19 protein-coding genes and 1 tRNA gene are annotated in these 18,826 nt (G+C 45.3%); 13 read left to right on the top strand and 7 right to left on the bottom strand.

All coding sequences use genetic code 11. The features are described from left to right. Window positions 1–91: 91 nt before the first annotated feature. The 6 genes from ACJJIC_RS19970 to ACJJIC_RS19945 form a co-directional block, all read right to left on the bottom strand. The gene (locus ACJJIC_RS19970) at window positions 92–1,063 is read right to left on the bottom strand and encodes a hypothetical protein (RefSeq protein ID WP_445357731.1); all 972 of its coding nucleotides are present in this window, start codon (window positions 1,061–1,063) and stop codon (window positions 92–94) included. Then, window positions 1,005–3,434: a TcfC E-set like domain-containing protein gene (locus ACJJIC_RS19965; RefSeq protein WP_444883874.1), complete on the bottom strand. Its 2,430-nt coding sequence runs from the start codon at window positions 3,432–3,434 to the stop codon at window positions 1,005–1,007. Before ACJJIC_RS19965 ends, ACJJIC_RS19970 begins: the two co-directional genes overlap by 59 nt. 140 nt (window positions 3,435–3,574) lie before the next feature. Next, the gene (locus ACJJIC_RS19960) at window positions 3,575–4,102 is read right to left on the bottom strand and encodes a hypothetical protein (RefSeq protein WP_444883875.1); all 528 of its coding nucleotides are present in this window, start codon (window positions 4,100–4,102) and stop codon (window positions 3,575–3,577) included. A 406-nt stretch (window positions 4,103–4,508) separates the two neighbouring features. Further along, complete coding sequence (locus tag ACJJIC_RS19955; protein ID WP_444883876.1) at window positions 4,509–5,459, bottom strand: hypothetical protein; 951 nt, start codon at window positions 5,457–5,459, stop codon at window positions 4,509–4,511. Next, window positions 5,446–7,962 (bottom strand): TcfC E-set like domain-containing protein, encoded by a 2,517-nt coding sequence (locus tag ACJJIC_RS19950; protein WP_445357730.1) that lies wholly within the window; start codon window positions 7,960–7,962, stop codon window positions 5,446–5,448. The genes ACJJIC_RS19955 and ACJJIC_RS19950 overlap by 14 nt, the downstream gene beginning before the upstream one ends. Before the next feature lie 48 nt (window positions 7,963–8,010). Further along, entirely contained in the window at window positions 8,011–8,538 is a 528-nt protein-coding gene (locus ACJJIC_RS19945; protein ID WP_445357729.1) for a hypothetical protein, read from the bottom strand. A 275-nt stretch (window positions 8,539–8,813) separates the two neighbouring features. Here ACJJIC_RS19945 and gltX point away from each other — a divergent pair, with 275 nt between their 5' ends. The 13 genes from gltX (at window position 8,814) to ACJJIC_RS19880 (ending at window position 17,988) form a co-directional block, all read left to right on the top strand. Continuing rightward, the gene (gene gltX, locus ACJJIC_RS19940) at window positions 8,814–10,289 is read left to right on the top strand and encodes a glutamate--tRNA ligase (RefSeq protein WP_445357728.1); all 1,476 of its coding nucleotides are present in this window, start codon (window positions 8,814–8,816) and stop codon (window positions 10,287–10,289) included. 142 nt (window positions 10,290–10,431) lie between these two features. Next, window positions 10,432–10,507 (top strand) — tRNA-Ala (locus ACJJIC_RS19935). Between the two features lie 376 nt (window positions 10,508–10,883). Further along, window positions 10,884–11,123: a hypothetical protein gene (locus ACJJIC_RS19930; protein WP_445357727.1), complete on the top strand. Its 240-nt coding sequence runs from the start codon at window positions 10,884–10,886 to the stop codon at window positions 11,121–11,123. Between the two features lie 345 nt (window positions 11,124–11,468). Beyond that, window positions 11,469–12,044: a hypothetical protein gene (locus ACJJIC_RS19925; RefSeq protein WP_444908792.1), complete on the top strand. Its 576-nt coding sequence runs from the start codon at window positions 11,469–11,471 to the stop codon at window positions 12,042–12,044. Window positions 12,045–12,224: 180 nt separating this feature from the next. Continuing rightward, window positions 12,225–12,896: a hypothetical protein gene (locus ACJJIC_RS19920; RefSeq protein ID WP_445357726.1), complete on the top strand. Its 672-nt coding sequence runs from the start codon at window positions 12,225–12,227 to the stop codon at window positions 12,894–12,896. Window positions 12,897–12,980: 84 nt separating this feature from the next. Further along, window positions 12,981–13,313, top strand: coding sequence for a YnfA family protein (locus ACJJIC_RS19915; protein WP_444908794.1), 333 nt, complete (start codon window positions 12,981–12,983; stop codon window positions 13,311–13,313). 104 nt (window positions 13,314–13,417) lie between these two features. Beyond that, entirely contained in the window at window positions 13,418–13,714 is a 297-nt protein-coding gene (locus ACJJIC_RS19910; protein WP_252084716.1) for a hypothetical protein, read from the top strand. 445 nt (window positions 13,715–14,159) lie between these two features. After that, complete coding sequence (locus tag ACJJIC_RS19905) at window positions 14,160–14,600, top strand: GNAT family N-acetyltransferase (RefSeq protein WP_444908795.1); 441 nt, start codon at window positions 14,160–14,162, stop codon at window positions 14,598–14,600. Window positions 14,601–14,695: 95 nt separating this feature from the next. Further along, the gene (locus tag ACJJIC_RS19900) at window positions 14,696–14,986 is read left to right on the top strand and encodes a hypothetical protein (protein ID WP_444908796.1); all 291 of its coding nucleotides are present in this window, start codon (window positions 14,696–14,698) and stop codon (window positions 14,984–14,986) included. A gap of 114 nt (window positions 14,987–15,100) precedes the next feature. Further along, window positions 15,101–15,556, top strand: coding sequence for a DMT family transporter (locus tag ACJJIC_RS19895; RefSeq protein WP_444908797.1), 456 nt, complete (start codon window positions 15,101–15,103; stop codon window positions 15,554–15,556). A gap of 71 nt (window positions 15,557–15,627) precedes the next feature. Further along, the gene (locus ACJJIC_RS19890) at window positions 15,628–16,002 is read left to right on the top strand and encodes a hypothetical protein (RefSeq protein WP_444908798.1); all 375 of its coding nucleotides are present in this window, start codon (window positions 15,628–15,630) and stop codon (window positions 16,000–16,002) included. A gap of 144 nt (window positions 16,003–16,146) precedes the next feature. After that, entirely contained in the window at window positions 16,147–16,566 is a 420-nt protein-coding gene (locus ACJJIC_RS19885; RefSeq protein WP_444908799.1) for a lysozyme inhibitor LprI family protein, read from the top strand. A gap of 540 nt (window positions 16,567–17,106) precedes the next feature. After that, on the top strand, window positions 17,107–17,988 hold the full coding sequence (locus tag ACJJIC_RS19880) for a putative selenate ABC transporter substrate-binding protein (RefSeq protein ID WP_445357725.1): 882 nt from the start codon (window positions 17,107–17,109) through the stop codon (window positions 17,986–17,988). Window positions 17,989–18,363: 375 nt separating this feature from the next. Here ACJJIC_RS19880 and ACJJIC_RS19875 read toward each other — a convergent pair whose 3' ends face one another. Further along, complete coding sequence (locus tag ACJJIC_RS19875) at window positions 18,364–18,792, bottom strand: hypothetical protein (protein ID WP_444908801.1); 429 nt, start codon at window positions 18,790–18,792, stop codon at window positions 18,364–18,366. Between the last annotated feature and the right edge of the window lie 34 nt (window positions 18,793–18,826).

Genomic DNA, 18,826 nt, shown 5'->3' with positions numbered 1-18,826 from the left:
GGGTTTAATCTAAGCCAATCATTCAAACTCTAAATGAACTGTCGGCAGGGGTCTGTTGGTATAGAAAAGCCGAAGTCTTCATTGCACGTGGCTATTGGCTAGTAACTGTCACGGTGAGAACATCGGTGTATTTCGATTCATTTGCCCTTTCCCAGAAGGGCGAAGGTACCGTAATCGTGATTCTGGCATTATTGCTGAGGCATTCTTCTGGCGCTGAGCGGTTGAAAAGACCTGGAATGCGCCCGGATGCACCGGGTATTGAGGGAGTACTTCGGTGAATATTATCTGAGAAACTGGCTATATAGGGCATGTGTTCACTGATACCAGTAAGTACAAAGGCTCCCGCACTGATCCCCCCACTACTTGACAGGGATACGGAGTACTGACTAAAGCCGCTGCCACCAACACAAAAGTCTTCATGGCCAACAATATCTTGCCCTGGTGAGACCCCCATATTACTAAGAAAGATATCGTCGAGTTGCTTGATATAAATTTTGGGTTGGATTTTTAATACTATCGAAAAATCTATTTTTTGAGTTTTTCCAGACTCTGTCTGCGCTATCAATAATTGGAAGTTTCCTTGATAGCTATTAGAGGAAAAATTTCTAGGCCTAACTAGCTTTACTCTCAAATCTGCATTGGCATCGTTATTACTACCCGGAATGTCTTGATAAACTGTACCGGGGTTGAATGTAAAGGATCTATGATGTGGCGCTGATAAGGCCAAAATTATATCAACAGCTTCTCCATTTTCTGCATATAACCTATAGAACCCCTCACGCTCGGGTTGAATTTCCAGTGAAAAGGGAGTGGCTGAGCTGTGCTTCTGACTGCGAAAAGTAAAATGGATATCCTGATGCTTCCCTTTTCCATGTATTGTGTGCCATCCAGATAGATTGCAGACACGTAGATGGGAGTCACCTAGACAGTTTGCAAGGCTGCTATTTGACAGGTAGAGTAAAAAAATAACTATTAAAAAATTATTAATAAATTTTCTTGATTTTTTATTGGGTGTCATTTGTTTTAGCAGTCTGTGAGATTTGGCAGTTGGCTGAACTTTCATCAATAACCCCGAGGTTTAACCAATCTTCACTGGACTCCACAACCTCAACTTTGGCATTACAATCAAGCCAGGTGACTTCGAGATGTGAAGGGGGCTCGTCAGAAAGAGGTATTTCCAATTGAAAAACACCAAAGCTATCTGTGAGTGTTGACTCTCCTTCAATGGAAATTAACACATTGTCTAACCCCTGACCCTTAGCCATAACTCGACCTATGGTCAGATAGACAGGTTGAATCTTGTAAGTAGCGGTGGTCACGCTGCCAGGATAAAGTGTCACTTGATCGGTATTTTCACGGTAGCGAAAGAAACCATCCCCTAGAGGACGAAGTGATATATCGTAGCTTTTAAATGGGTGAAGATTGATCACGGACCTACTATCGCCTTTCGCATAACCTTGGCGGCTACCGTCGATTAATACTTCAAAGTTTTCCCGTTGGCTGCCTTCAATATCTACAATGATGGCACTTTCCAATGAGCGTTCACCGCCCCAGGCTATATGGTCCTTTGTGGCAATGATATTGGTGTTAAAACTCCCAATATAATTTGTAGAGCGGCTATTGTTAACGTCACTATGACTAATGGTGGAGCTGATAAAACCATATTTTCCAGCAAGTCGACTATAGCTTCTTAAATAGTAATCTTCCGGCGTTGCTTCTATAGTGAACTCCTGGTTTACTTCTGCTGCCCAGCGGTCGGCATCACGCCAGCGAGTTTGGACTTCTAGATATTGGTTGTCACCGCTTCCTTGTTGGCGCTCACCACGTAGGTTAAAAGAGTTTTGCCAATTTTTATTGGTTTGAAGAAGTTCAATACTCAGCAGTGTATATTTTTCCCCGTCAGCGTCACTGTAGGCCAGATTGGCTGTAGCTTGCCATTTTCTTCCTCGAAATATATTCCTACGATATTCCAAGGTCCTAAGTTCTTGGGCTTCACTGAATTGACTGTCCAGAGAGAGTGAGTCAGTGTAATTTCCCGGACTTCGATTGCGCTTACTGCGCCTTAGCGTTAGGTTTCCACCAAAAAGTGGGGCTCTCAGGCTAATACTGCTTTGAGACAACCTATTGCTTAGCAGGGTATATCTATCGGGCTTTACATCATTTCTCTGCTCATCAATCTTGATCCGATAGGCGCTCAACATTGCATAGGGCGTTTTTATCAGAGCCTGTAATTTATAGGCGTCTAGACCATTGGACTCCCTAGCCATAGAGGGAGAGAGTTCTAAATAAGAGCTTACCCAACGGCCACCAACCTCCATAAATTGCTGACCTTCTGTGGCTGCTAGTGTAGAGAAAACGCCAAAATTTTTTGAAAGGCGGCGGGCAATATATCCTTGCAGTAACTCTTGCTGATAATGATCCGGCATTCCGGAGGATATTTCAGGTTTTACTGGCATTCCTCCCTGCAGGCTCCAGCGCCACTCACCCGGTGCGGGCAGTTGTGAATCCTTGGTAAAAAATTCAGTAGTATTATTAATTAATCTGCCAGCTTCGTCGTAAATACGAATTTCTATGTTGTAAGCGCCATGTGGTAAGGTGGTGGTATCCAGTAAGTGATTTCCAGCTTCCATTAAATCGGAGTGAATCATACGACCATCTCGGTACAGTTCCACCCGGCCACGCACTGGCATGTTTATTTCTACCAGGGCGGAGTGTTGATAACCGATGTCTGTGCGGCTGTACTGAGAGTCACGGAGCTCAAATCCGTAGAGACGATGTAATGATTGGAAAGTACTGAAATTTCCTTTTGGTTGCAGTAATCCCAGGCTATAGGCTTTTCCGCGGAAGTCCCTTTCCCAATGCAAGCTACTGACACGAGTACCAATTTCGTTGGCTGTGTACCAATCCCCGTAAATAGCGCTCTCACCAAATCCAATAATGCTGGTAGCAGATAAAGTAGTTTGTGTGTTGCTGTCTACTTCATCGCTTTGTGCTCCCGACCAGGAACCACTGATATTTTGCACAATGGAAAAACTATTGCTGGCTGGGGGCAAGTATCGGTCGGTCAGGGCCTCTTGTTGAGGAAGTAGCTCTGGTGAGAAAAAAACATCCAGTCGATACCTCTCTTCGTCATAGATTACTGCGAAGTATTCTGGATTTATAAATCCACAATCTGTTTGGGAGTTATCACGACAAATTCGATCACTATTTTTTTCCAGTGAAGCCTGTAATGAAAGCAGCAGGCGCTCGGGGTTTAGGCTGACAGGGAGAAGCTTGATAGCCTCCTCAGGTTCTACAAAACGCACGAATTCAGGCTCGGCAATAATTAGCGCCGAGCCCAAACTGCGCCCGCCATAGTACAGGTCTGCCACAATCCTTTGGGGCTTGGTTAGATCTGCAAAACCTGCAGGTACATCTGTGCTTACGAGATGCATTGGTTCTGTTGATACTGCAGTTGTATGCCAGAGCCATAGCGGTAAGAGCATCCAGGGAAACTTCCCGACGTTGCTTTTATTTACCATTACCATAGGGAGGTTGTTCCCTGACCAAAATTATATTTTATTATTTCTATTGGTTATTCTGACGTAACTGTCACTGTCAAAACGTCGGTATATATAGTGCCGCTTAAAACATTGGGATTTTCCCAATTTGCATTTGGAATTAATACTTCAAAGGTGGAGTTATCTGGAGCTCCATTACAGTTGCCAGGATTTTGAAGAATTTGTCCGTTCAGGGCTACACCTTCATTTGTGGGAGAAAAGCTTCCTCCCGAAACATTTCTAAAGCTAACTTGGTAGGCGATATCCGTGGAGCCATTACTTAGTATGTATGCACCGTCTCCATTGAGGCTGTCAAATTGAATCTCGAAGTTTGTGAATCCAATACCTCGAATACAAAAATCCACCCAGCCCTCGGCATCAGTACTTGGGGCGGGGTCTTCAAAGGTGAGGTTTTCGAGGCCATTTATATCAATCGACTCATTAAACTTTAGCATTATTTCTGTATTGGCCTGATCAGTGGCTGCTAGGGCAAATTGTGCCCCAACGGTGGATATAGCAGCCATCGCCACAGGGATGACACAACCTCTTAACATGTGCTTCATTATTGATGTCCTTTTGTTAAGTGTGAGCGGAGAAGGGTATAGTTGATCTTGCGGCTAAAAGAATAGGGAAAATTTCCCAGTGGGTCGGTAGAAAATAGTGATAATTTCTTATTTTTGGATAAATGGTGCGCCTGAATTGTCACAATATTTGCTTGCCTGGATTTGAGGGGTTTTTAGAGTATTTAAAATGCCGTTTTATATGAATCAAGAGTTCTTATGCGGCGCCCATGGAATTTGAGAGGGGTGTTAGCAGAGCGATTCCCATAGAAGCGCTAATGAGGGAGGTGTATAAGAGTTTTGATGGATTAGCGCCAGCTAATGGAGTTTTTTTGGTTGGCGTAATTATTTTATTTAATACTAAAGTTGTTTTACAAAGCTGGCGGTCAGTAAGAAGTTGTAAAAGTTATTATTGGCTACTAACCGTAATTGTCAGTACATCAGTATATACAGGTTCCCCGACCTGTTCCCAATCTGAGGGAGCAACTGAGATAGATACTCTGGCGTTATCAATAGTACAAGCTTCATCTGATTGTCTAGTAAATGACCCCGCGATATCACCCTGACTATTAGGACTATTGAACGTGTTGCTGTTTAACGTATTACTAAAGCCAACCGAATAGGTAATATTTTCATTAACACCTTTAAGGGAAAAAGGCTGATTCCCAGTTCCACCTGTGCTTCCATTACTGCTAGATAAATTTACGGTATAGCGGTCAAACCCAATACCGCCAATACAGAAAACTTCCTGTCCTTCAATTGCCTGGCCGAAGGAAATACCCGAGTTGCTGAGATTAATATCCCCCAGGTTACGAATTGCAATACGGGGCTCTACCTGTAAAACAATATCAAACTCTACTGTTTCGCTATCAACAAGGAAAATAAGGAAGTACTGCTCTAGGGTGATTTGAAAACTACCATTGTAGCGATTAGAGGAGGGCGTTTTAGTATCGTCTATGTTCAGGGTTAAGGAGGCGTTGACATCATTGCTACTACCGTTAAAGGGGCCAACGAGATTGTTCAGTGTGAGTAGCTGTGCATCACTATTGCTGGGGTTTAATGTAAAGGAGATATCCAAAGTGTCGCCATTGTCGGCAGTTAGAGAGTAAGTGCTACCACTTAAAGGAGTGAGCTCCGCGTAGTAAGCTAGGGCGCGGCCACTGAATGCGCTGCGACTGCGCAAGGTGAAGGGAACTACTTGGCTATTGGACTGGTAATTTAGGGTGTGTGTGCCGCCCAGATTACAGGTGCGCAAGCTGTCATTGCTGGAGCAGCTTTGTGCCTTGGCCGGATTATGACAATGTAAAAAAAGAACACCCAGCCAAAGGAGTTTTCCAATTAAGTGTTTAATGCTGCGCACTGGTTAACCCCGCAGTAGTTTCGATGTGGCAGTTGGCCTTGGATTGTTCAATGCTGCCTAGATTCAACCAGCTATCCCCAGAAGATAGAATTTTTATGGGAACCTGACAGTGATCCCAAGTTAATGCTTGAGTAAGCAGGCTCTTCTTGTTGGTATTTATACCTAATTGGAAAACGCCGTACCGATCGGTGGTGGTACTGTGTTCACCGATAAATAATCGGGTATTAGGCAATCCCTCACCCATATCGGTTAGACGCCCCAAAATAAGCAGCTGTTGCTCTATCTGATAAGTTGTGGAACTAACATTACCGGGATATAGGGTGAAGGTTTTACTTTGTTCGCGGTAATCAAAGAAACCATTATCCAATGGGCGCAGAGACAAGTCATAACTCTGAAATGCCGGCAAGTTGATTACAGACCTATCACCGCCTTTGGCATAGCCGCGCCGGTTGCCATCAACTAATACTTCAAAATTCTGTTGGTCGCTGCCATCGATTTCAATAACTACAGCACTTTCCAGTGCGCGTTCACCACCCCAGGCGAAGGTATTTTCTGCAACAATTAGGTTGGTATTGAAGCCACCCAGATAATTGAAAGCCTTGCTATGGTTAACGTTATTAAAGCTGAGAGTGCTGTTTAAATATCCGAAGTGGCCGGCGAGATGGCTGCTGCTCTCAAGATAACGGCCATGCGTGCTTTTTTCTGCAGTGATTTGTTGCTCAAATTCCGCTGCCCATAGGTCCCTATCGTGCCAGCGACTCTCCAGGAGCAAGCGCTGTTCGTGATTGCTGTGATTACTGCGCTCACTGTGTAGATTGGCGCTGTGCTGCCAGTGTTTGGCGCGGCGTCGGAGTTCTATCTCCAGGCCAGTATACTGCTGCCCGTCGGCCTTATGGTGTGAGAAAGTGGCACTGCCCAGCCACTTAGCACTTTGTAAGAAGTTGCGTTTGAAGGATAGGCTGGTGAGCTTACTCGCATTATCTAATTTGTCGACTTGCTCTCCGGGCAACAAGCGATACCCGCTGTCTCGCTCACGCAAGCGCAGAGAGAGTTGCCCTCCCAGTAGATTGCTCTGTAGAGCCAGGCTGCGCTGCGAGTAACCTAGTGGTAGCAGTTGCAGACCCTTGGTTTGATCAAAATCGGCAGCGTCATCCAGCCTGGTATCAATAGCACTCAGTGTGGCGAATGGGGTTTTCAACAGCGCCTGAACCCTGTGACCACTGCGTCCATCCTTGTTAGTCACTATGCTCGGCGAAACTTCGAAGAAGCCACCTATCCAGCGGGCGCCAATCTCGTAAAGTTGTTGCTCACGGGTTGAGGCTGCCGAGGCAAAGAACCCCAGATTGCCACTTAAGCGTCGAGCTATAGATCCCTGAGCCAGCACATCCTCGTAGCGCTCGGGTAGCGTCTGATAGTTACTGTAATTGTGCGCGGGTTGCCCTGCATAAAAATTCCAGGACCATTCCCCTGGGGCCGGTAGCAGGGAGTCTTTGGTAAAGAACTCTGAGTGGCTGTGCAGCGAGCGCCCCATTTCATCAAAAGTTCGCACCTCAATTTCGTAGGAACCATGCGGCAGGGTGCTGGTGTTTAGCAACCGGTTACCGGCCTCCAGCATTTCTGTGTGGATCAGCCGCTGATCCCGGTAAATTTCCACACGCCCGCGTACCGGCATATTGATTTCCAGTGGGCTGCCCTGCCGATATTTAATGTCTGTACGGCTGAGCTGGGAGCTGCGCATCTCTAACCCATACAGGCTGCTGTGGTTACCGAAATAGTGCCAGCCCCCTTGGGGTTGTAGTAAGCCAATCGAATAGGCTTTTCCACGATAATCCCTGGACCAGTGTAAGGCGCTAATCTGATTGTGCTGCGCAGTGGCAGCCGACCACTGGGCGTGTAGGGCGCTCTCGCCAAAGCTGATAATGGTGTTGCCATTCAAAGTGGCGTTATGACTGTTTTTACCGAGATTACTCTCCACACCACTCCAGGCGCCATTGAGGTTTTGAACAATGGAAAATTCACTGGTGGAGGCCGGGAGATAGGGGTCGCTGATGGCGGCTTCTTGTGGCAGTAACTTTGCGGAGAAAAATAAATCGAGCCGATAGCGGTTTTCATCGTAAATGACCGCCACCTGCTCAGGCACTAGATAGCCACACTTTCGCTGCCAGCTTGAACGACAGAGATACTGTGAATTTCTGGGCAAAGGCTCGGCCAGCGCCGCTATTACGGTCTCTCTATCTAATAATTCAGGTAGAAGAGGGAGCAATTGCTCTGGCTCGTCGAATTGGATATGGGTGGGGTTAACAGTAATTGGCGCTGCGCCTATTTGGCGGCCGCCATAGTAGAGGTCTGCCAATAACTGCTGTGGTTCGGTCAGTGAATCAAACCCTTCCGGTGCAGAGGTCTCCAGCAGAAAAGTGGCTGCTGTTGCTGCAAAGCAATCGGCGTGAATGGCCTGCGCCAGACAAAATGCCAGCGCATGCCATTGGTTAAGACGTCCTGCCATAAACTGCGATGGGTTTGGCTGGAAATCCTATCCGGCCACGCCACAAAATTATTCTGAGGCTACAGTGATCAGCAGCGTATCGGTGTAGCTGGTGCCATCCAGCACATCATTGGTCTGCCAAGCGCTATTGGCAACAGTGATTTGGAATCTGGCATTGTCGGAACCACTGCAAGAAGCGGCGTTACGATCTAGTCCAGTTAGTGGCTCACCCTCATTAACCACAATAAAGGAACCGTTAGTGCTGTTGTCGAAGCCGACGCTGTAGGGAACGTCTAGGCCGTTGCCGGAAAGGATGAAGGCATCATCAGCAGCACCGTTACTACTTGCAAAAGTGATGCTGAAGGAGGGAAAGCCAAAACCGCCGATACAAAAGGCATCGCTGGCAACGGCATCGGTACCCAGGGCAGGGTTGGTAATTGTGATATCGCCGACATCGGCAATTACAATGCTTGGGTTAAAGGTAAGGGTGATATCACTATTGGCACTATTGGTGGCTGCCATGGTGGCGGCCGAAGCGCTGAAAAGCATGCCTGCTGCGAGAGCAGAGGCCAGTGAACGAACTACATTTTTGTGCATGGCGTATCTTCCTGAGCCGTTGGTTATCGTTCTGTGAAAAGCCGCTCGCGAAGATCCTGCACTTGTCAGGGGTAATGCGTTAGTCAAGCTATTCCATCTTTATGGCGGGGATCATACTTTTTTTGTGATGCAAGTCACGTCATTTGCGGGTAATTTTCGATTTATGGCGCCTAAAAGATCTTATTGGCGACCAGCTTGTGTCTGTGCCCGACGCGCGGCCAGCGCTATAATCCCGCGCCTTTAGAGTCCTTTATTTATCTTCAATCAGGTTTGTCATGACCGTAAGAACCCGAATCGCACCGTCTCCAACCGGTGATCCCCACGTTGGTACCGCCTATATTGCCCTGTTTAATCAGTGTTTTGCCCGCGCCCAGGGCGGCCAGTTTGTGTTGCGTATCGAAGATACTGACCAGCAGCGCAGCACCCCGGAATCCGAGCAGGCGATTCTCGATAGCCTGCGTTGGCTCGGATTGGACTGGCAGGAAGGTCCAGACGTAGGCGGTCCCCACGGCCCCTATCGGCAGAGTGAGCGCGGTGATATCTACAAAACTTACTGCGATGAACTGGTGCAGAAAGGCCATGCCTTCCACTGTTACCGCACCGCCGAAGAGCTGGAGCAGCTGCGCGAAGAACTGCGCGAAGCCGGCCGCACCTCACTGAAGCCCAGTGACCTGGCGCTGTCGGAAGAGGAAGTAGAGAAGCGTCGCGCCGCCGGAGCCCCCTATGTAGTGCGCATGAACGTACCGGAAAGCGGTACCTGTGTAGTGGAAGATCTGCTGCGCGGTACTATTGAGATCGACTGGGCCCAGGTTGATGCGCAGATTCTGCTCAAGTCCGATGGCATGCCCACTTACCACCTGGCCAACGTGGTGGATGATCACCTGATGGAGATCACCCATGTGCTGCGCGGTGAGGAATGGATTAACTCCGCACCCAAGCACCAGTTGCTATATGAATACTTCGGTTGGGAAATGCCGGTGCTCTGCCACCTGCCGCTGCTGCGCAACCCGGATAAAACCAAACTGTCCAAGCGCAAAAATCCGACTTCTATTCTTTATTACCAGCGTGCCGGATTTATGCCCGAAGCGCTGCTCAACTATCTGGGCCGTATGGGCTGGTCCATGCCGGATGAGCGCGAGAAGTTTTCTCTGGAGGAAATGCTCGAACATTTCGATATCCACCGCGTTTCCCTGGGCGGCCCGGTGTTCGATGTAGAAAAGCTGTCCTGGCTGAACGGCCTGTGGATTCGTGAGTTGGAAAATGAGCAGCTTGCCGACCGCCTTATGGACTGGATGTTTAACCGCGAGAATCTGCTCAAAGTACTGCCCCATGCCAAAGAGCGTATGGAGACTTTCGGCGATTTCGCACCGCTGGTGAGCTTCCTTGCCTCCGGTAAGCTGCCGCTCACCGAGGAGAGCTTCAGTGGCAATAAGTTGGAGCTGGATGAGCAGAAGAAATTGCTGCAATTCGCCTTGTGGCGTCTGGAAGCCCTGCGTGCCTGGGACCGCGACAGTATTTTCCAGGCAGTGAAGACTCTATCCACGTCCATGGAGATTAAGCTCAAGGACTTCAACGCGCCCCTGTTTGTCGCCATCAGTGGCACCACCGCCTCCTTCTCTGTGATGGACGCCATGGTACTCCTGGGCCCAGACCTCAGCCGCGCCCGCTTGCGCCAGGCCATCGACGCCCTGGGCGGCGCCGGGAAAAAAGTCCTCAAACGTTGGGAGAAAGAGTACGCCTCACTCTCCTAAGTACCCCACAGCCCCCGCTAGGGGGCTGTGCCGGCTAAGTTGCTAACTAATTGATTAAAAAGTTATTTTTTCTGTTGACAGGCGTCTAAACCTTGCTAAAATGCGCCTCGCTTTCAACGGAAACGTTAAGCAAAAAGGATTTGGGGCTATAGCTCAGCTGGGAGAGCGCAACACTGGCAGTGTTGAGGTCAGCGGTTCGATCCCGCTTAGCTCCACCAAATTTCCCCTGTACTTCAAGGGGTTGTGAGAAGAGGGTAATGATCTCTTATCCGGTGAGTAAAAACCGGACAAAACTCACAAGAAAGAAAAAAGGGCCTTTAGGCCCTTTTTTTTCGTCTGAAATTTTACCTTTTCACAAAAAATCCCTTTTAGTCACTCGCTTGCCTGGACAAATATTGATTTCTTCTCATGTGCAACATCAAGCTCTTTGCCTGGGTTAATTAGAATCAACAGCGTCTTCACTCACCCATTCACTGGTAGAGGTGCTATTCAGTTGATTTTTTAAGGGGGCTCAAGGTGTTCTATAGCAGCGAAGATACTTGCACATAACGAAGTTTCTATTGAATTAATTTTTTGCGCATTAAGGAAGATGGTATGAGTGGCAAAAAATCATTTTATTTAGAGCTTGCACGGTTGGGAGAGGTTTTGTCGTTAATACAAGTCCTTGCATATCATAAAGGCACGAGTAGAAGCGAAGAGGGGGTGGGGGGACAGCTTCAAAGAAAAGCAGAATCAGCAGGTTCATGGATAGAGTTGGCAGAGGCTCACCCTGAACTATTTCGTGTTCGTGTAAAGGAAGGAAGAAGAAAGCTTGTAGCTTTAGTTTCTGGATAAGTTCTTTCGAGCGAAAAACTGGACAGTGGAGAAAGCGTGTCGCCGGTGTGAGGGCCCGAATTATAGAGCCATGGCTTACATCTACAGAAAGGTGCTCCCTAACTTATTGGTTGAATTATGGGTAAAGTGTGTTTAAGAACGGGAAGTTGAGTCGGACGACTTGAGTCAGTGGCTCACTATCCCTGGTTGCTATTTAGACAGTGGTTTATAGCCTGCTGTAAATAAAGGCTTTTTTGTGGAGCTTGAAGCCTCCATCCCAGAAATAGTAGCCAAAAGGATAGTGAGCCCCTGACTCTTTAATAAGCGGTTAGAAAAAATTTTCATTCACAGAAAGAGGAAAGATAGATGTTTAATAGGTTGATAATTGTATTTCTTGGGGTTTTGTTTTTTTCAGGCTGTACAACCCAAAGCAATCATATGACAAGAGTTACACCGGAATCCGTTGTAACAAAACCTGAAGACGGTAAGGCGTTGGTTCATTTCATGAGGCCTTCCAATTATGGCGGAGCAATTCAGTCGACGATTTATAATGACTCTAATTATCTAGGTACAGTATCAGCGCAAACAAGAGTTGCCTACCAAGCGGAACCGGGCAAGCATATGTTTATGGTAATTGGAGAAAATGCAGATTTTCTTGAAGCGAATCTTTTGGAAAATAAAACATACTATGTTTTGGTGTCGCCCAGAATGGGAGTATGGAAGGCTAGGTTTAGTTTAAATCCTGCAAGTGGAGACGTATCTCAACAACAGATTGATAGCTGGTACAATAGCACGGCTGAAGTTGTGCCTAACGAGACTGGTTTAAATTGGGCAAAAAACAAAGCAAGTGAAATTGAAAAATTGAAATCTAAGTATCTGCCTAAGTGGCAACAGAAAGCTGAAAGTGATAAGCAGAGATTAAAGCCAGAAAGCGGCATATGATGTTTCTAGCTAAGTGTTGAACGTGGATCCAGCTACGTTCTACCAGCATGTGGCTCGCTTTCGCTCACGTTGCCACACGCTGGTTTCGCTACACTGGGCCAGTTAACACGGCGTTAGTAGTGATACCAAAAATAAATTAGCCTAAACTTAGATGTTATATATACTAAAAAAATTCTACATTTGATCTCTCTAGCTTCTTTTGCGGGCCTTCTGCTCGCATGCAGCGGTGGCAGCGGCGGAGATAGTTCTGATCCAGTAGAGATGCCCGCTGAAATAGAAAGCTTTACCTCCTCCGAAATACTTTCAATTGATCCTCCTTCTTTTGAAGTTGTTGTACGATTTTCACAGAACGTATCGCGAGAAGACGCTCTCGATATAGGAGTAAAAGTTGTGGTGGCTACCGATGGAGCTGGTGATATTATGGGGCAGGACTTTGCCCTATTTTATAATATGGATTGTCCAAGCGGCTATGAAGATTGCGATCAGACAGATTACTTCTTTACCTGGAGCTATGGAGATATTATAGGCTGGTGCTGCACTCTTGGAGGGCGCGACCTTTCGTATGAACTCACGAATGTAGATGGGTACTTACATTTAACTATGAGCTATCATGGAAAATTTACTAAGAGCACATTTGATAATCTCGTTAGCGGTAACGTCTTAACAAATGTAGAAGCAATTCTTTTCTCTGGGCCAAATAAAGAAACTGTTTTATCAAGGGACTACTACCCGCGGGTGAATGAGTTTACTGATCAACCTGGAGAGTTGAATGATAATATCCGTGATTATGATGGTTCCTCAGGTTTAATTGATATTCAAAGTATTACTATCACTAATTATTTGGCTCCCTAAATTCGTCAAAGGTACTAACAAATTAAGGAAGCGGGACGCCGTAACTAGCCCCCTTCTTGAGGCGTTAAGCATTCATAAAGAACTATGGAAATATTAAAGGTATTATTTCTTTTTATAGCTACTGCCATAGCGGAAATTGTGGGCTGTTATCTCCCATACCTTTGGTTGCGTCAAGGTTATTCTATTTGGATGCTCGTTCCTGCTGCATTAAGCTTGGCATTGTTCGTTTGGTTGCTTACCTTACATCCACAAGCTGCAGGCCGTACATATGCAGCATATGGTGGCGTCTATGTTTCAGTCGCGCTACTTTGGCTTTGGGCAGTAGAATCAACTCGACCAGTAGTCACGGACTTTATCGGTGTTATATTCTGCCTAATTGGGATGGCAATCATCATGCTTGGGCCACGTCATGCTTAAAAAGCGCACCTTGTTCGTCTCTATCGGGGCGGGACGGCTTACGGAACCTTCCCCCCCTACATTGCGGCCGTTGCTGGCGGCGTTATGCCTCTTGAGAGGTAGTGATGTACAAGGAACCTTGGTCAGATATAAATGAATACGTTGAAAGTCATAGCAAGGCTTTACAGCGAGAGTTGTTTAAGGAACTCTCGAAAGATCATTGCTTGTATGGGATTGAGCTTCAAGCTCTCGCAAAGCGTGAAGACCAAGACGATATACTCTTAACTGACCAGAGTGCATTCTATATAGTTCATCTAACTTGGTCTGGTAAGGAGGAGGAAGCTCCTTATCCTAGAACAGAAAAGTTTAGTACGATGGAAGAGTTGCAGGTCAGACTAGATTCTGATTCGGAAGATTTTTAGAGGGCAAGAACAACCATACAAGGTAAGGCAGTGGACGCCGCATACGTGCCGCCCCTTCTCGCAATGTTATGTGTAATCCGAGGCAACAATGAGTAAGAGGATTAGGGGAATCTGTGTTGCGATATATATTGTTCTGGGAACTGTTAGTATTCATTTTCTTGGCGAAATATATGCTTCCAAAATAATGGAGGAACTGGCTAGGAATCCGTCGCCAGATTTGTATGCTAATAATCACGGGTTTCAATACGTAGAGTTCTGGGTTACATGTGGCATAGCCTTGTCATTCGCCCTAGTGCTATCAGCAATGATACTCAATAAGGTTCTGATTAGGCGACATGCCAAAAACACATAAAAAACGCTGTTGTCGCCATGCTCCACATGGCTAGGACAGCCTACACTGCCTTCTGGTTGCCCCAAAGCTGGTTGTTAAACATCGCTCAAAGTTATGGCTAATTTCGAAATAAGAAAAGTTGAGAAAAATGATATTCAAGTCGTTGTGAGCTTGCTGCAACAGCTAGGATATGAGCCATCCATTCAGGCAATTGAATCGCTGATATCAAATCCCATTTGCGATAGCTATGAAACGGTTGTTGGAATTTTAGACAAATCTGTCGTAAGCGTTATGTCTGTCATCTACTTTGACTATTTTCCTTCAGCTGAAAGGTTTTGCCGAATTACAGCCATTGTCGTGGATTCAGATGTCAGGGGGTATGGTGTGGGTACAAGACTAATTGATTTCGCGCGAGATAATGCTGCCGCAAAAGGTTGTAGTACACTTGAAGTAACAACATCGCTCAAACGTGAGTCGACTCAACAGTTTTATGAAAGTATTGGTTTCACCAAAACTTCGTACAAGTATGTTCAAAAACTGAAAAGCAATGTTTAATAAGGCAAGCCAGAGGGACTTCCGCACTGCTTGCTCCAGCCCCTGCTGGCGACGTTATGTGTTGCGAGTATTTCGCGATGAAGGAGTCGAACTGTATGGATGAAAGACTAGTTAAGGCACAAGATTTACTCAAGGATGATGAGGATTACAAAACTATTAAAGGGGTAAGAGTAAGAAAAGGAACTATTGCTGCTACTATAAAAAATATTGCCAAGCTAGAAAGCGCAAACTCAGAACAACGGGCTGCTATTCTCGATGCTATTAAAGAAAATGCCCCTGCATTAGTTGCCCTTGATGTTCATCGATACTTCGAGTGTAGAAACAAGGAAGTAGAGAGAATCTTAGTAAAAGCAGCAATGAGTCTAAATGATAGTAAGAGCATATAATAAGTACCGGCAGTACGGCCCTACAGGCCCGGTCCCCAAAATCGTTGGACGAGTTTCCGCTCCTACGATAAGCGCTTAGCGCTTAGTGCGATAAGTAGTAAAGAGTATTGTAAGTTGAATAGTTTAAGTACGTATACCTTACTGGTTTTTGCTCTGATTGTTGGAGCTTCTCTTGCATCACAAGCGGGGGTGAATTCACAGCTTCGTGTAGCTCTCCATACTCCCATCCAAGCGGCATTTATCTCTTTCTTGATAGGCACGCTCATACTAGGATCTATCTCACTTTTTCAAAGTGAAAGCTGGTTTACTAAAGAGTCAATTACTTCCATACCATGGTGGGCTTGGCTTGGTGGCGCTTTCGGAGCATTCAATATTGCAATGTCTGTATTTTTGGCTCCAAAGCTGGGAGCGCTAGTTTTGGCAATCTCTATTGTTTGTGGCCAAGTTATAGCGTCTCTAGTGCTAGATCATAACGGATGGCTTGGGTATCCCAAGATAGAATTGTCAATTTCAAGGGTGTGTGGCGCGCTACTTATAATAGCAGGTGTACTATTGGTGGCACGTCGGTAGGCATATAACAAGTTGCTGAAATTCGTTACGGCTATCGTTTAGCAAAGTGTTAACTATTGGGGTTAGGTTTTGTGAACTCTGTTTTAAAGTCTAATTTTTATAATGGCATTATTAAAGATCTAGAGTCTCACTATGACTATTCAAAGAAGCACATGGGACTTAATGATGGGCAATCTCTGCACTATGCTGACGAGTATGTAATCAATCGTGGATCTGAGCATGAAGAGTTTGTCGTATCATATATAGCATTTATGAGATTGGCAGAAAATCATCAACATACGCTCTCCTATGAGAGTGAAGATGAGCTTTGGATTGTGGATGAATTTAAGTGGCGTTATGAAAAAGTGCGCGCGGTATTTGACGAGCTTGAGAAAAAATCACCTGATCTTCCTTTTGTTAAAGACTTAATTTTCTTTAGAGATATGTATAATCTTGGAGAAAGTTGAAGATGGGTAAGACTTATCAGAACGATGTGCAAGACCTATGTCTTCGGTCGTTTCAATATGTATCCAATTTATTCAATATTGCGTGTTAAAAAACTGCGATTTAGGCTTTTGTTCTGTGCGCCGGGCATTCAAGGAGAAAATAAGATGCACCGATTTCTGAAGGTTTTTTTTAGCATATTTATATTTTATGTGCCAATAATTTATGCTGGCGAACAATCTGAGAATTTAATGTCGGAATTTGCGAAATGCGGAGGATTTACAAACTATCCAGAAATTGAGGTTTGTTTTTCAGAGGTTTATAATGAAAGTGATAAATTTCTTAATAAAGAATATTCTCAGCTAATGCAATATTTAGATGGCTTAGAGAATAAAACCCATAAGAAAAGACTTGTAAGTACACAGAGAACTTGGGTCAAGTTTAGAGATTCCGATTGCAATTTTTATAGTGATGGGCAGGCAATTCGAATGAATATATGTTTGTCAGAAAGGACAATTCAGAGACTTAAAGAGTTAGAAAACTTCAATACTAATTACGCCATGGGCTGTAATGGTTGTCCATGGTGACATGCCATGCAAATGCTGTAGGCCGGCGATCAACATTGTACATTTTATGTGAGGTTGTTTCGCTCACATTATCAAGCATCAAGCATCAAGCATCAAGCATCAAGCATCAAGCATCAAGCATCAAGCATCAAGCATCAAGCATCAAGCATCAAGCATCAAGCATCAAGCATGCGGGGTTGGCTGTGCGTTAGTGGGGCGTTATCGTCGATCGCTTCTATAACGGTTAGCTATTCTTAAAATAACCCGGCTAAACCCCTGTGGTAGCTTGGATTACAGCAGGGTAATCAACGGAGGAAAGGGGATCTGCGCAAAGTGGTGCAGGTTTTCGCCTCCGTATACCTCCGTCAAAGTATTCCCCGCCGTCTTTATATTAACATTTTAGATAATACTTATAATGGTGAAAATATATCTCGCTCTTGATAAACCTAAATAACACCATACAATTTGGTTACATTTTCTGACCTATATATAACACTTATATTTACTCCCTTACTTTTAGTCTATAAGTTTCGAATTGTGGATCTATAGAGGACCAATAGAATGTTAAAACGTTTAACCGTGTCTATTCTCAGTCTCATAATGCTATTCGGCATATCCCTCATATTTTCCCAAGAAAATATAAAGCCGTTTGTTTTTACTGCCATCCCGGATCAGGATCCGGTACGCTTACAGAAACGTTTTGGCAAAGTTGCACAGTATTTATCTGATACGCTAGGGGTTGAGGTTAAGTACTTACCAGTAGAGTCTTATAGCGATACGGTCGAAGCTTTTAAAAATAATAAAGTTCAATTGGCTTGGTTCGGTGGTTTTACTGGGGTGCAGGCTCGTATTGCGGATCCTGGCGCCAAAGCCATTGCTCAAGGTGAAGAAGATCAAAATTTTACTTCCTACTTTATTGCCAATAAAAGCACCGGACTCAAACCGTCAGAAGACTTTCCCCGTGGTATAGAGGGTATGACGTTTACTTTCGGTTCAGAACACTCTACTTCTGGACGACTAATGCCGGAATATTTTATCCGAAAGGCATTCGGTAAGTCTCCAGCCGATGTGTTTAGCCACGTTGGTTTTGGTGGCCACCATTCCAATACCTTGGATCATGTGCAGTCTGGGAAATATCAGGTTGGAGCCCTGAATCACAAAGTGTGGGAGAATGAAAAGAAAGCTGGCAAAGTGGATGAGAGTAAAGTACAAGTGATCTGGAAAACTCCGGGATATCCAGATTACAACTGGACAATTCGTGGAGATGTCGATGATACCTGGGGTGATGGATTCACAGACAAGGTACAACAGGCGATTTTGAATATGCGTGATCCAAAACTACTTGCCGCATTTCCTCGTAAAGAGTTTATCAAAGCCGATAACTCAATGTACCAACCAATCGTGGAGATTGCCCACGAAATTGGCTTGTTGAATAATGAGTAAGCGAATTGGGTTCAAATTTTCCCTTCTGAACGGTGTATTGTTTACCTAAGAGGCCTCATGAAGAGTCATGAAAAATCTTGGCTATTACAAGCTGAACCGATCAAAGAAGATATGCTACTTAGAGCCCAGTAATAATATTGAAACTTTGGGCAGAATAGAGCTTTAGTAAATTTATTATAATTCTAACTAGTCTAGGTGCTGGACTAGTATTTATCTTAGTGTTAAAAATTTCCCCTATTAAAACTCCCTTCCTATTACTTGCCTATCCAAATAGATACTAATCTCCTCATAATCAATACCGTGTCGCGCTTAATAAGACTGAGTAACCCGCTCATCAGTATGTGCCATCAATTGCTGCAATGACTGCACGTCGAATCACACTCGCTTAAACCGGTCTGAGGCCAGGCTGCGCACTTCATGGAAGCTGGGTGGCGTTTGGTTTTTGGGGAAGCCGATATAGAGCCCGGTAGCGTTGCGGGCTTCGGTAAGCATATCACTTAACCGGTCGGGTATTACTTGGCAAACATGCTCTTTAATTTTTCCCGTTCGCCGTTGCATAGGTATATGACTCAGTATGTAGTGGCAGCGGTAATTTCTTGGGCTGAATTCTCTGGCGCGACTAATAAGTTTGTCAAGTTGTTGGTGGGTTTTTAAATTAAAACTCAAATGGCTGGCGGCGAGGCTACCCCTTTGCGCTTCAGATTTATTAATCGTTTTGCGAAGGTGGTCACCTTGCAGTTGTTTCTCAAAGTTCAGCTCACAAATATCGGCGCGGCGCATGGTGGGTAGCATACTGATACCCATAGCAATCTGTAGCGCTGCATAGCCTAATTCCTCG

The organism is Microbulbifer mixtoriginis (SeqCode), from assembly GCF_052468275.1.
Note: the sequence above shows the minus strand (reverse complement) of the source record. Positions and strands in the feature narration are given on the sequence as shown.